The 13,947-nt window shown below is 65.1% G+C and carries 10 protein-coding genes and 2 tRNA genes; 8 read left to right on the top strand and 4 right to left on the bottom strand.

All coding sequences use genetic code 11. The features are described from left to right. Position 1: 1 nt before the first annotated feature. Positions 2 to 1,204 carry a PucR family transcriptional regulator gene (locus tag ON33_RS10220; protein ID WP_083868800.1) on the bottom strand — a complete coding sequence of 401 codons (1,203 nt, stop codon included), beginning with the start codon at positions 1,202 to 1,204 and terminating at the stop codon, positions 2 to 4. A gap of 138 nt (positions 1,205 to 1,342) precedes the next feature. On the opposite strand from ON33_RS10220, the gene ON33_RS10215 reads away from it, so the two are divergent. From ON33_RS10215 to ON33_RS38100, 3 genes are all read left to right on the top strand, one after another. Continuing rightward, positions 1,343 to 1,936 carry an AMP-binding protein gene (locus tag ON33_RS10215; protein WP_040857747.1) on the top strand — a complete coding sequence of 198 codons (594 nt, stop codon included), beginning with the start codon at positions 1,343 to 1,345 and terminating at the stop codon, positions 1,934 to 1,936. Positions 1,937 to 1,989: 53 nt separating this feature from the next. After that, complete coding sequence (locus ON33_RS10210; RefSeq protein ID WP_040857745.1) at positions 1,990 to 2,838, top strand: alpha/beta fold hydrolase; 849 nt, start codon at positions 1,990 to 1,992, stop codon at positions 2,836 to 2,838. A gap of 1,080 nt (positions 2,839 to 3,918) precedes the next feature. Continuing rightward, positions 3,919 to 4,401, top strand: coding sequence for a hypothetical protein (locus ON33_RS38100; RefSeq protein ID WP_051151865.1), 483 nt, complete (start codon positions 3,919 to 3,921; stop codon positions 4,399 to 4,401). A gap of 867 nt (positions 4,402 to 5,268) precedes the next feature. Here ON33_RS38100 and ON33_RS10200 read toward each other — a convergent pair. Beyond that, positions 5,269 to 5,353, bottom strand: a tRNA-Leu gene (locus ON33_RS10200). 140 nt (positions 5,354 to 5,493) lie between these two features. Further along, positions 5,494 to 5,808: an integration host factor, actinobacterial type gene (mihF, locus tag ON33_RS10195; protein WP_040857743.1), complete on the bottom strand. Its 315-nt coding sequence runs from the start codon at positions 5,806 to 5,808 to the stop codon at positions 5,494 to 5,496. Positions 5,809 to 6,081: 273 nt separating this feature from the next. Here mihF and ON33_RS10190 point away from each other — a divergent pair, with 273 nt between their 5' ends. Continuing rightward, positions 6,082 to 6,939, top strand: a complete 858-nt coding sequence (locus ON33_RS10190) for an SEL1-like repeat protein (RefSeq protein WP_157184465.1) — start codon at positions 6,082 to 6,084, stop codon at positions 6,937 to 6,939. On the opposite strand, the gene ON33_RS10185 is transcribed toward ON33_RS10190, so the two are convergent. Beyond that, the gene (locus ON33_RS10185) at positions 6,924 to 9,194 is read right to left on the bottom strand and encodes an ATP-binding cassette domain-containing protein (protein WP_040858074.1); all 2,271 of its coding nucleotides are present in this window, start codon (positions 9,192 to 9,194) and stop codon (positions 6,924 to 6,926) included. The two genes, ON33_RS10190 and ON33_RS10185, sit on opposite strands and share 16 nt — an antisense overlap. A gap of 177 nt (positions 9,195 to 9,371) precedes the next feature. Here ON33_RS10185 and ON33_RS10180 point away from each other — a divergent pair, with 177 nt between their 5' ends. The 4 genes from ON33_RS10180 (at position 9,372) to ON33_RS10170 (ending at position 13,882) form a co-directional block, all read left to right on the top strand. Beyond that, positions 9,372 to 9,680, top strand: coding sequence for a hypothetical protein (locus tag ON33_RS10180; RefSeq protein ID WP_040858071.1), 309 nt, complete (start codon positions 9,372 to 9,374; stop codon positions 9,678 to 9,680). Between the two features lie 95 nt (positions 9,681 to 9,775). Then, positions 9,776 to 9,860 (top strand) — tRNA-Leu (locus ON33_RS10175). 228 nt (positions 9,861 to 10,088) lie between these two features. Continuing rightward, positions 10,089 to 10,538 carry an SAM-dependent methyltransferase gene (locus ON33_RS44375; protein ID WP_083868798.1) on the top strand — a complete coding sequence of 150 codons (450 nt, stop codon included), beginning with the start codon at positions 10,089 to 10,091 and terminating at the stop codon, positions 10,536 to 10,538. A 209-nt stretch (positions 10,539 to 10,747) separates the two neighbouring features. Then, positions 10,748 to 13,882, top strand: a complete 3,135-nt coding sequence (locus ON33_RS10170) for a protein kinase family protein (RefSeq protein WP_169336794.1) — start codon at positions 10,748 to 10,750, stop codon at positions 13,880 to 13,882. Positions 13,883 to 13,947 lie beyond the last annotated feature (65 nt).

Raw genomic sequence — 13,947 nt, 5'->3', positions numbered from 1 at the left:
ATCAGGATCCCGCGCCGCGCGTGTTCGTGGAGACCCGCAGTGCCCGCAGTGCGGCGCCGAGCTCGAGGACGGTTTGTGGATTGTTCAGCGAGCGGCTCGTCAGTTCCTCGATTCGGCGCAGCCGGTAGCGCACCGAGTTCGGGTGGAGGAAGAGTTGCCGACCGGCCTCGATCGCGGAGCCACTCGCCGCGTACCAGGTGCGCAGGGTTTCCAGCAGTCGCTCGCGCTCGTCATATGGCAGTGCCAGCAGTGGTCCCAGCGAAACTCGCACCATCCGTTCGGCTTCGACCGGGGCTGCCGCGATCAGCATGGCTAGTGGGTCGTCGTCGAACAGCGCCACACCGTGTGTGCGACCCCGCAGCCCGGCCAGTGCGAGCCGCGCGAAATGCAGAGCCTGTGGGGTTTCGGGTAGCGCGTCGTAGGGCGGGCTGACTCCGACGCATGTGCGGTGTTTCCGTAATGCTTTGAGTGCGGCGGGTTCTCGTGCGGCGGGCAAGGCGAGAACGCCGATCTGCTGGTCCGGTAGCAGTCGCCAGGCGGAGGTGATCTGCTGGGCGCGCAGCGTGGCCTCGATGCCGGGCAGCGCCTCGCGGCCGGTGGCGGGCGCATCCGCCGCGACGACGACATACCGCCCGGTGGGCGGTAAGCCGAGAATCCGGGTGGCCTCGCCGAGCGTGGCAGGATCGGCGATCATGCCGGTGAAGAGAACCTCCACGAGTACTGATCGCTCGTGTTCGCGTTGCATCACCAGTTCCGCTGTCATGTCCCGGTAGGCGGCGGCGACCGCGACCGCGTACTCGCCGGACAGTGCCCACACGTCCGCGGCGAGCGGGACGAGCATGGCGTCGGTGACCTCGGGGTGGCGTCGGGACTCGGTGACGAGTTCGGACCACAGGAATTCGAATCCGATGCGGAAGGCGTGCAAGGTTTCCGCCAACGGCACCCCCTGTTGTGCGCGTAGTCGTCCGGTTTCTTTCGGTGGCTCCGGATCCGCCGGTGCGTCGGTGGTGAAGTGCCGCAGCATGAGTGCCAGATTGCGGGTACACGACGTTCGAATGCTGTCGAAGGGAACCTGCGCCTCGTTGCGGTAGGTGTCGAGTTCGATCAGGAAGCGCTGGGCCAGCCGGAGTCCTAGGTCATCGATTCGTTCGAGCAGTTTGTCCGCTACTTCGACGACCTCTTCCGGCGGGATGGATCGGGACATTTCCGCAGATTACCGGCATCGGGACTGTTCCTGAAGACAATCGAAGCGGCAGTGATGTTGTTCCCGCAGCCATGGGACCGCCGTGACATCGGTGCAACGATTTCGGTGTCTTGGTTCAGCGCTAACGGAAAGTCGACGATGTCCGCCCTGATCGTGAATCTGCTCCAGTCCGCTCTGCGCTTCCCGGACCGGGTCGCGGTGCGATTGGACGACACGGTTCTGACCTACGCGCAACTCGGGGAACACGCCGCCCGCGTCATCGCAGTGCTGCGCGCCGAGGGCGTGACCCCGGGTAGCCGGGTACCGATGATGCTGCCGAACGTCCCAGAGTTCGTCGTCCTCTATTGCGGCAACTTGCGTGCGGGTTGTGTTGTGGTGCCGATGAATCCGCTGCTGAAGACGCGCGAGGTCGCCGACTATCTGGCCGACTCGGGGGCGCGGCTGCTGTTCGACCGGCGGGACGCGGCGTTGACGCTGATCCCGCCCTTCGAGCCCGCCGTGGTCTTCGATGCCATCGTCCGGGACAGGGTCACGATGTTCGCCGGTGTGCCGACGATGTACACCGCTCTGCTGCACGATCCGGGGGCCGCGACCGCTGATGTCGCGTCGCTGCGACGATACGCGTCGGGTGGCGCGTCGGCGGGTGCAAACCCTCGGCACGTGTGGTTCCTGGACGAACTGCCCACCGGCCCGACCGGCAAGATCCTCGATCGTGCCATCACCCGGCCCTGAATCGCACTGACGCTCCCCATATTTCATTCGAACGTTTGCACAGGAGTATCTCCATGTCCACATTCACCAGCAGTGACGGCACCGTCATCCACGTTCGCGAATGGCTGCCTACCGACCGTGAGCCGATCGGTATCGTGCAGATCGCGCACGGGATGGGCGAATTCGCCGGCCGCTACACTCACCTCGCCGAGCGGCTCGCCGACCTCGGATACGCCGTCTACGCGAATGATCACCGTGGCCACGGCCACAGCATCGCCGGTACGCCCGGCGACCTCGGTGCAAACGGATGGAACCTGCTGGTGGAAGACCTCGCGACACTGACAAAGTTATTGCGCGACAAACACTCCGGAATCCCTGTCGTGCTGTTCGGCCACAGCCTCGGATCCTTCGCGGTCCAGCAGTACATCCTCGATCATTCGGGATTGGTGGACGACATCGTCCTGTGCGGGACCGCCGCCGTCGACCAGCTGTTCGCCAGAATCGCCGAGTCCGATGGAGATCTGCTGGGGTTGTTCAATGCTCGGTTCCAGCCGACTCGAACGACCGCCGACTGGATCAGCCGTGACGCGGCTCAGGTCGACGCGTACATGACGCATCCATGGTGCGGGTTCGAGATCGACCCCGACAACATGGCATTGCTGGCATCGGTCGCCGCCGAACGGTTGTCGAAGCCGACGACCGTTCCCGTTGACCTTCCCATCTACGTGATGGTGGGCGACCAGGACCCGCTGAACGACGACCTGCGTCTGAGCGACCAGCTGATCGCGCGCTACCGTGACGCCGGTCTGACCGACATCACCTACCGTGTCTATGAGGGCGCTCGCCACGAGCTCCTCAACGAGATCAACCGTGACGAGGTCGAGGACGACCTGATCGCCTGGATTGCTCGCGTGAGCGAATAGCTCGCGCCCTCACGTGTTTCGAGGAGTCCGGCGCGGCGGTGGCGGATTGGGCGAGCTGAGTGTTCATCGCGGCCGTCCGGCCAGGAAAGTTTCGGACTGCCGCAGCAGCTCGGGGGAATAGCGGGCCATGACGGAGGTGACCCGCAGGCCGAGAGGGTGAAGACCGGGTGGCGTTCTGGGACAACGAGATTCGTTCGCTGAGGCGGGCGGTCGACAGTGCCGCGCCACGCTCTTCGGCGGCAAAGATTTCGATGAGGGCCTCGGCGTCGGATCAACGGAGATCGATTGGAGTAGTCCAGAGTGGCCTCCAACGCCAGGAAGTCCCCCGCCTACAGCGCCGTGATCGTGCAGACGATCCGACAATCAGGCCGACCTCACCGGCGCGTCACCCCGGCGGCGAACTGCTGCAGGCATGCACAAGATCGCCCCGGACCTGGCGACCACCAACCTCTACAGCACAAAACAACGACTGAAGCTCGCTGCGGTCGCTGATGGTCGAGCACTCGGAACGTATGCCCCGCCAGGCATCTTATGGCCTCAGCTCGACCGGGACATCGATCAGATCGAATGGTTCGCCTTGCCGGTCGATCTCTGCCACGCGCCGAACCCATGGTGCCAGGCCCCATGGTTCCATCCCCAACCGACAACGTAAACGTGCTTACCGGGGGCCCGCGCTTTCCCGTTTGCGCTGGTCATCGGGATGCCAGCAGTCCGCACCCCTCGACGAGTGGGAATAGCTCGCCCATCTTCGTCATCTCGTATAACCCCCCAAGACCGCCCTGGTTGAGCACCGCAGGGTCCACGCCGGGGTCTTGTGAACCTCATGACCGAGCCGTTCGTGAGCGTGGGCATTCGCTGAGGGTGTACCCGTACCCGTAGATCGGTGACGCTTTCGGCACTGAGGTCGGCGACAAACGACCCTGGAGTTGCCGGGACGAGGGGAGTGCACTCGGAGGTGAGGTGTTTCGGCGGCGAACCGGCGCCGTCCACCATGAGGACGAACACTCACGCAGCGGCGTCGACAACGGGCGGTTTGCGCGATCACCCGTCGGTGAGGTCGGGTACTAGGAGTTGTGTGCGATGAAGACGGTGACAGGACTCCTCCCGCTGGCGGTCGTTCTCTTGGTGGCGGTCGTCCTTGTCTGGTGGTTGCTGGACCGCGGCAGTGCCATGGGTGCGTGGCTGGTTGCGGCGATCCTTTTCGCGCACGGCTGGGTGCATCTGGTCTTTCTCCTTCGGATACCCGCGCGCGGGTCCGCCGCGGACAACCCGTTCGATATGGACCGCTCGTGGTTGATCGGGCGGGGCGTCGACAGTCGACTTGTGCACTCGGTGGGTGCTGTGCTGGCCGTCGTCACGTTCGCAGCATTGGCCGCGGCGGCGCTAGCGGTGCTGGGATGGCTGGTTCCGGACGCCTGGTGGTCCGGTCTCACAGTCGCCGGCGTCGTTGGTTCCACAACGTTGCTCGTGTTGTTCTTCGCGCCCACCCTCATGCTCGGCTTCGTCATCAACGCCGGCCTGGTCGCCTTGGCGCTCCAGACGGCCTGGGAGGTGCCTCGGTGACACCGAGACATCGGGGTCCGAGAGACTTCGCCGCCAGCCATTTCTGCACCCGCACATCGATATTCAGACCGGAGACCACATCGGAAACCGACGGGACCTTCGCGCCTTGGGTGCACGGCAGCGACAAGCCGAGCTGGAAAGAGATTCACACAGACTCGAGGCACTGGTGATGACATCCCGATTCAGATCCTGTCGATCGCGGGACGCACCACGTCGCAGATTCCGGACGGTTTGATCGATTGTCAATGCACAAGGCTTTCGGGGGTGCCCGAGTGAAGCGAATTACACGAAACCGCTGAACGCCAGAGCGAACCCGCGGGTCACGGTCCTGTTCGATGTCGAGAGCGAGCAGGACGATCGGAGAGTCCTGCGGATTCGCGGTCGTGCCACAGTCCGCGCCGACTCCGGGCTGCGCTGGTGGTATCTGCGCCACGACATGTGGAAGTACTTCGTGAACTGGCGTGGGTTCAGGAACGCGATCACGCACGCTCGCCTTCTGTTCGTCGTGCGCCACTACCTGTCGTCCGGGGTCGCAGGATCGGATGTGCGTGCTCGAGGTCCTACCGGAGACAACAGAAGTGCTGACCGCGCCCGAACGAATCCGAAATCTGGAGGCGTCCTGGGCCCGGACAGCGAGCCATCGAGCAGACCGCCGAGGGTAAACGGGTAGGCCGGATGGCACCTGCCGCTGGCTCGACGCAGGTCCGACCAAGCTCCCAAGCGTCCGGCCACACTACAAGACAGCAGCCCCAAGCGGATGACGATGAGACCCTCTCGGCGAACCCTGTGAATCGTGGGGGGCCAATATGGCTTCAGAATAGGAAGTCGTGAATTCCTTTGTGTGGCAAAGGAATTCACGAGACATTGTGTCCGGAGGGGGACTTGAACCCCCACGCCCTAATACGGGCACTAGCACCTCAAGCTAGCGCGTCTGCCATTCCGCCACCCGGACCGGTGGTGCTCAGCAAGGTTATCGGATCGGGCCGTCTGGACCAAATCGGCCCCTGTCCTGCGGATTTACCGAGGATACGAAGGCGGTGGGAGTGGTTGCCGCCGGGTCGGCTGCGCGACCCGGCAGGCCACCCCCCGATCTCAGGCCTTCAACGCCTCCAGCAGGGCGGCACGCTGCCGGGAACCCAGGCCGCCGATACGACGGTCCGCGGGGATTTCGGCCTCGTCCATCAGCTTGGCCGCCTTGACCGGGCCGATGCCCGGGAGCGCCTTGATGACCGCCGCCACCTTCGTCTTCTTGACCAGGTCTTCCTTGTCGGCGCGCTTGAGCACGTCGGCGAGGCTGACCGACCCCTTCTTGACCTGCGCGATGAGTTCCGAGCGGGCCTTACGAACCGCCGCGGCCTTCGCCAGCGCCTCGGAGCGTTGTTCGGGGGTCATGGTGGGCAGAGCCATATGTCCTTACCTTTCACTCGTTCGCTGGTACGTCGCCGACGATTCAACATGACACCGGGCCCTCCGCAAGTACGACACACCGCGTGGACGTGGCCGACACGTCGATCGACCGGCGAAATGCAGACACCGGGTACTGCTCGCACCCTCGAAAATACACCGGTCAGGCGACCAGGAGTTTGCTGGAGAGCGGAGCCGGCAAATAGGGGACGCGATGGGTGGCATCGGTATTACGGTGGGCCGAACATCACCGGGCACCGGCGGAAGGCGGGGCAGATGAAGGGGTTGTACACGTACGCCGAGTCGGCCACGACCGCACCATCATTGGCGGACCGATACGACAGCGCAGACCCCGTGAACTGGAACGGAGTGCAGGTCTACCCCCTGCACTCGGAAGTTGTCGGCGGCTCCCCCATGACGGTCCGGCTCGCCCTGCGCAGCGCCGCCCCGCTGCCCGGCGTCCACAGCCTCGGCATCGGTCTCGCCGTTGACCGCGGCGATGTGTTGCTGGACGGCCGCTGGCTCAGGGGGGTTGACGTCTGGAGCGATGCGATGGCGGGCGGCATCGAACTCGAGGTGTGCCCGGCCGAGGACGATGCCGCCATCACCCTGACCCCGGTCTGGGTGGACGACAGCGGGGACACCCTCTCCTGGGCCGGTAACTACGGGTTGCTCATCACGCGCGAACCCGGCATGACGGTCCTGCACTGCAGCACCGGCGTCGGCCCGCCCGACTTCGGCGAACTGGTCGTCGAACTCACCACCGCAATCAGCCCGCCACCCCCGGCTCCGGCCGCCGATGCCAGCCGTTATCAGAACGCGCTCTACGAGCTGGGTGTCGCCATGCAGAGTCGCGGCGACGACGAACAGGCCTGCCAACTATGGACGCAGGCAGCCGAATTCGGTCATCCGGCTGCCGCGTACGACCTCGGTGTCTTCCGCTATCGGCGGGGCGATTTCACCGAGGCCGAACGCTGGTGGCGCACCGCGGCCACCCATGGTGATACCCGTGCCATGGCGGGTCTGGCCGAACTTCTCAATCGCCGCGGCAATTCCGGCGAGGCCGGGTTCTGGCGGGCCGCCGGCGCCGCGGAAACCAGTACCCCTGAGGCTTTTCGTCAGGCGGACCTGTAGCGGCGCAGGTACTTCCCGGTGAGCGAGATCGGATCGGTGAGCAGTTGGGCGGGGGTGCCGGTGAACACGACCTCGCCGCCGTTCTTGCCGCCGTCGGGCCCGAGGTCGATGACCCAGTCCGCGTGCGCCACCACGTCCAGGTTGTGCTCGATGACCACCACCGTGTTGCCGCGATCGACCAGATTGTCCATGAGCGTGAGCAGGGTGTCGACGTCGGACATGTGCAGGCCGGTGGTGGGTTCGTCGAGGACGTAGACCGTTCCGGTGTTCTGCAACTGCGTCGCGAGTTTCATGCGCTGGCGTTCACCGCCGGAGAGCGTGCTCATGGCCTGGCCGAGGCTCAGATAGTCCAGGCCGACCTCGTTCATGGTGCGCAACTTGGCATTCAGTGCCTTCTCGGGGAAGAACTCCACGGCCGCCTCGGCAGACAGTTCCAGGACATCGGCGATGGACTTGCCGCGCAGAGTGAGCGCCAGCACCCGGTCGGAAAACCGCCGCCCGTCGCAGGATTCACAGTGGGTGGTGACCGGGTCCATGTAGGCGATCTCGGTGATGATCACGCCGCGGCCGCCGCACTCGGTGCAGGCGCCGTCGGAGTTGAAGCTGAACAGGCCGGCCGGTTCACCGGTGGCCTTGGCGAACAGCTTGCGAATCGGATCCATGAGCCCGAGGTAGGTGGCGGGCGTGGATCGGGAGGAGGCGGCGACGGCCGACTGGTCCACGAAGACCGATTCCGGGTGGCGGACCAGGAATTCGTCGCGGATGAGGCTGCTCTTGCCCGAGCCCGCGACACCGGTGATGGCGGTCAGAATGCCGGTCGGGATGGCGACGGTGACATCTTTCAGGTTGTGCGCGTTGGCATTCGCTACCGTCAGCACCCCGGTCGCGGACCGGAAGCTCTCCTTGACCCCGAAGGTGCGGCGCAGTCCCGCGCCGGTGGGGGTGTCGGCCTGCCGCAGTTCGGCGAAGCTGCCGGTGAAGACGACCTCGCCGCCGTGGACGCCCGCGCGGGGACCGACATCCACGATGTGGTCGGCGATCTGGATGACATCCGGGTCGTGCTCGACGACCAGCACGGTATTCCCCTTGTCGCGCAGCGCCTCCAGCATGTCGTTGAGCCGGCCGACATCACGCGGGTGCAGGCCGACGCTGGGTTCGTCGAAGATGTAGGTCATCCCGACGAGGGTGCTGCCCAGGTGCTTGATCATCTTCAGGCGCTGGCCCTCACCGCCGGACAGGGTCGAGGTGGCGCGGTCCAGGCTCAGATAGCCCAGGCCGATGTCGGCGACGCGTTCGAGCGCGACCCGGGTGGCCGCGGCCAGCGGGACGGCGGCCGGGTCGTCGATCTCTCCCAGCACCTCGATCAGATCCGTGATCTGCAATCGCGACCAGTCGGCGATATTGCGTCCATTGATGGCGGTGGCCAAGGCTTTCGGATTCAACCGCGCGCCCTGGCAGGCCGGGCACACGCCCTCGGTGAGAAACCGCTGGATCTGCTCGCGGGTCTTCTCCGACAGCCCGGAAGTGTCGCGCTTGAGCCGGGTGCGGGTGAACTTATCGACCAGGCCTTCGTAATTTGCCTTCCAGGTGCCTTTCGCGAAAGACAATTCCACTTTGCCGCCGGTGCCATGAAGCAGCTCGTGCCATTCCGTCTCGTCGTATTCGTCGAGTTTCTTGTCCGGGTCGAACCGGCCCGAGTTCACGTACATCTGCCAATCACCGCTGCCGACGGTGTAACCGGGCACCAGTAGTGCGCCCTCGTTGAGCGATTTCGTGCGGTCCACGAGTTTGGCGGGGTCGGCGGTAATGGTCACGCCGAGTCCGTCGCATTCGGTGCACATGCCCTGGGGTGTGTTGAACGAATAGTCGTAGACCAGTCCGGTGGATGGAGAACCGAAGCGCGCGAACAGGGCTCGGATCAGCGCGTAGATGTCGGTCATGGTGCCGACGGTCGAGCGCGGGCCGCCGCCGACCGCCTGCTGGTCGATGATGACCGGCGCGGTCAGGTTCTCGATGGCCTCCGCGTGCGGGCGTTCGTAGCGGGGCAGGAAATTCAGGATGAAGGCCGGGAAGGTGGCGTACAGCTGCCGTTGGGATTCGATGGCGATGGTGTCGAAAACGATGGACGACTTGCCGGATCCGGAGACGCCGGTGAAGACGGTGATCTTGTTCTTGGGAATGTCGATCGAGACGTTGCGCAGATTGTGCTCGCGGGCGCCGAGGATCCGAATCGTTTCGGTGGAGGCCGGGGACATGTCCCCCACCATGCCAGTACGACCCCCCTCAACGTGCGGTGAAATGTGATACAAATCACAGTGAATTGGCTCGGATCTCCGGGTCCAGCCCCGATTGCCGAGCGGTCGCGCCCATCTACAGTGGCGGTCGATCGCACGGCCGACACACCGCCGCGCACGACCCACGAGGAACGCATGATGAACACCGCCCGATGGACGGCCGTGGCCGCCGCCGCACTGACCGTCGCCCTGCTCTCGGGTTGCTCGGATGTCGAGAAGGCTCTCAACCAGGGTGGCGACACCAAGTGCAGCGACTACCTCGCCCAGAACGCCGACACCCAGCGCATCACCATCACCAAGTTCATCAAGCAGCAGACGGGCAGCGACCACGAACCCGCCGGCACCCAGGTCGACCTCTCCATGGCCGCCGTCCAAGGCCTCTGCCAGGTCCAGGCCAACAAGGACACCCCCATCAAGAACGCGAATCTGGCGGGCATCCTCCACTAGCCCCCCAAACCTCCCCTCGCGCACCTCATTTCGCCTGGCCAAGCTCCGATTTCCATTTCCGCCAACCTCTCCGCTAATCTTGTGCAGCATCACCGGTCCGGGTGGCGGAATGGCAGACGCGCTAGCTTGAGGTGCTAGTGCCCGTATTAGGGCGTGGGGGTTCAAGTCCCCCTCCGGACACAGTCGATAAGCCCGCGGGCGGTTATGGAGAAACTTCTCCACGACCGCCCGTATTTCGTTCTCGCGGCGACCGACCGCAGCCGTATGCGGTGCCCTTCGAACCGGTCGGCCAGAAACTGGTCATCGTGCACGAATCCTCCTCGATCTCTGCCTTCACCTCGATGACGAACGGCGCCGGAAAACGTGACCGGGCGGCCTCGGGTCACGTTTCCCCGCCGCCGTACGTCAATGCAGCGGAACAAGATCCGGCGGCAACCACCGGGCGGACGTGGGAGCGCCGAGCCGCATGGATCGCCCGAGCTGAGATTCGAGAGGAGAGCACGATGCGTGCGATCGAGGTGGGAAGGCACCCTCGCCCCCGGTTCCTTCCTTGTAATCTGCACCATCACAGCCGATTTCGCCCCCGCGCAGGTAGCAGCCGCCCAGAACGTCTACCGCATCCGCACAATGCCCGTGCAGGTCCGCACCCACGAAGAACTCACCGCCTGGTTCACCGGCCTCGACCTCATCTCCCCCGGCATAGTCCCCCACGCCGCTGGGCCTCACGGAAACCACCGATATCCCACCCGCATTCGACGCCAAGGTCTTCTGCTACTGCGGCGTAGCCCGCAAACCCCTGATCGCGCGATCGGTGTCCGAGTATCAGCCCGTGGAAGCACGGCCGCATCGTGCTGCTGATCCGGATCCGCCCAGGGCGGGGTACTTTGACCGTCGAAGCGAGTGGACCGGGGGGCTGGATGGAGCAACCGCTGTGGCGTGCGGGTGACGTCGTGGATCGTTCTTTCGATGTGGTCCGGCTTATCGGAATGGGGCGTACGAGACAGGTTTATCAGGTTCGCCATCGGCACTGGAGTCTCGATCTGGCGGCGATTGTTCCGAATACGGATGTGTTGCAGGCGCCAGGAGAGCATGCGCGGTTCGTTCGTGAGGCGGCGGCCTGGCTGCGACTCTGGTCGCACCCGAACGTCTGCCGCTGTCACTACGTCCGCGAGATCGCCGGCGTCCCAGTGCTGTTCGCGGAGTATCTACCCGATGGCGATCTGCCGGGCTGGATCGAGGACGGCCGGCTATATCAGGGAGCGCCGGGCGGGGCCCTGCTCCGTATCCTGGATATCGCGATCCAGTTGGCGTGGGGTCTCGACCATGTTCAGGGCCGGACCCCCGTGAACCGGAGCATCGAGCCCGCCACCATCCTGATCGATTCGTCCGGCGGTGATATCGCAGTCAAGGTCACGGGGCTCGGAGGCACCGATGTGCGCGGCTATGCCGAGTCGGTCCGGCAGATGTTCACCGGCACTCGCGAGCCGATGACCACAATGCCGACAGCACTGGCTGCGCTACTCGAACGCTGTACAAGTCCCGATCCCTCACCGCGGCCTGGTCCGATGAGGGCTGTCGCTGCCGAGATCATCGAGCTCTACCGCGAGGTTTCGGGTGGAATCGCCTATCCGAGAATGGTTCCGCAGGCACTCGAGCCGCTGGCGGATGAGTTGTCCAACCACGCGACATCGCTGCTGGACCTGGGCCGGGCAGACGAGGCGGATCAGCTCTTCCGGGCAGCACTGAGGGCCGACCCGCGGCATCTCGCGGCTACCTACAATTCGGGACTGCTGCGGTGGCGGCGCGGCGCCGTCACCGACGAAGGACTGCTCGGCGAAATCGAGGCGCTGCGTGCGGATCTCGACGACACCTGGCAGGTCCGGCGGCTTTCGTCCCTGATTCACATGGAGCGCGGCGACCTCGTATCTGCTGGACGACTCCTCATCGATATCGCCGATGACCAGCAGAACGCCGGGGATCTCCAGGACATCGCCGAACTCCTCTGGACGAGTACCGACGCCCATGCCCGGCGCCTCGCTGCGATATCGATTCCGTGGCAGAACTACACGCGAGACGCGATCCCCCCTGAGCATTCGATCAGGCTCACCCCCGACCACCGATTCGCACTGACCGGAGGCGCCGACCGCGCGGTCAGCCTGTGGGATGTGCACTCCGGCCGGCGAGTGAGAAGACTGTCCGGCCACACAGATCGCGTCTGTTCCGTTGATATCAGCGCTGATGGGCAGTACGGGATATCCGCCGGCTGGGATCGCACTGTGCGTTTCTGGGACTTGGCCGGCGGCCGCCAGATCCGGTCCGTGGACGTCACCAAATGGATCAACGGCAACGGGCCCGAACGAAGACGGCGAGCCGACGAGCAGAACGAGCTGAACAGGATCGCCGGTCGCCGGTACAACCTGTGCAAGCTCCGGGCAGATCCGGATTCCCTCACGCTGAATACCGCGAGGTCCGCAGTCCGGGTGAACCGGGACGGGAGCGTCGCGATGTGGGCCGAGCCGGATGGCCGGATTCAGGTCTGGGACCTGCGCACGGGCCGCCATTCGATGACTCTCGACGGCGCCCCTGGCCTCAGGTATCTCGAGGTCGTCCCGGATGGGCGATACGCGTTGTCGTCCAACCACGCCGGCCTGCAACTCTGGAACCTGACATACGGAAACTGCCCTTGGCAGGTAGCCGACTATCCCGGCACAATCCACGACCTATGGCTCGGTCCAGGTGGCGATCATGCGGTCGTACTGGGCGGTGACAAGGTGATCCGCGTCTGGGATCTGGTGCGGCACCGTTGCGTCCGCGCTGTGCGGCTCCCCTCGGATTCGGCCGTCAAGTCGGCTGCGCTGAGCGCGGACTCGCGCTTTCTGCTGCTCGGCGACAGCCACGGACCGCTCACCTACTGGGATCTCGCGCACGGCCGCTGCCTGCGCACCTTTCGGGCACACCACGACACCATCAGCGCCGTATCGCTGGGCCCGGATGATCGGACCGCCCTGTCGGCCGGCTTCGACAATGTCGCGCGCTCGTGGCGGTTGCCCGGCGGATTCAGCGCGCCCGCCCAGCTGACCCGCCCCTATCGCCACAGCGAGCTGAATCGCGCCGCCGCCCAGCACCGAGCATTGCTCGCGGCCGCGCGGGATGCCACGACTGCCGGCCGCTGTGAGGAGGCATTCACCCGCCTCACCGCAGCGCGGTCCCTAACTGGGTTCGAACGCACGCCACGGGTCATGACGGCGTGGCGTGCCCTGGGTGACCGAGTGACGCGCACCGGCCTCCGATCCGCGTGGCCCGCAGCCACTCTCGCTGCTCGCACCGGCGAATACCGTGACAGTGTCAACGGCCGCAGTCTCGATCTGACATCCGACGCCCGCCTCGGCGTGTACAGCGACGTCGATGGAAGACTTCAGATTTGGGACCTGACCACGGGACTCCGAAGCCGCGTGATCGACTCTCAGCAGCGATCCGTGGACCAACTTCGACTGGCCAGTGACGGTGGCAGGCTCGTGTCTGCGGGGGACGGCACCATCAAGGCTTGGTCGATGTCGTCCGGCGAGGGTTTGGCCTCGTATAACGTTCCCCGCCTTCACCGGGCCGTCTTCGACGCGGATGCGCGTCTGGCCCTGGTCTCACACCGGGGAACCGCGACCATGACGGTGTGGGATCTGCTCCTGGGCAAGGAGCTTCACTCACTGACGCCCACCGGAAGGGCGACCAGGACGCTGTGGATTTCTCCCGACGGTAATCGTGCGATAGCAGTGAACGACAGCGATCTGATCAGCCTGTGGGAGCCGAGGTCCGGCCGATGCCTGCGGACCGTTCAGTCGCCGCTCGAATATGTGTTGTCCGTATGCCTGAGCGGCGACACCGGCATTGTTCTGGCCGCGGCCGGCGGAGGCATCGCCATGCTGGATGCCGCGACCGGTGACACCATGCGCAGGTTCGTCGAACCGCGGCAGTCCATCAGCCACCAAATCGAAGCAAGTTCGGATGGACGGTTCCTCTTCACAGCGAGCACCGAACCGGTCGTCCGAGTGTGGGATGTCTCGACCGGTGCCTGCGTGCGCAGGCTGGACGGCCAGATGCGGGGAACGACAACCCTCTCCGTGACCCCTGACGCCAACTATCTGTTCACCGCGGATCGGGACGAGACCCTCCGGCTCTGGGCGCTCGATTGGGAACTCGCGGTCTGATCGAAAACCTCCGGTGGAACGGCGATCTCATGTCCCCGGCAACGAATCAGGTCATATCCTGGGGC

The sequence above is a fragment of the Nocardia niigatensis NBRC 100131 genome (assembly GCF_000308655.1).
GTDB lineage: Bacteria > Actinomycetota > Actinomycetes > Mycobacteriales > Mycobacteriaceae > Nocardia > Nocardia niigatensis.
The sequence above is the reverse complement of the archived record's forward strand: the minus strand, read 5'-3'. Positions and strand labels throughout refer to the sequence as shown.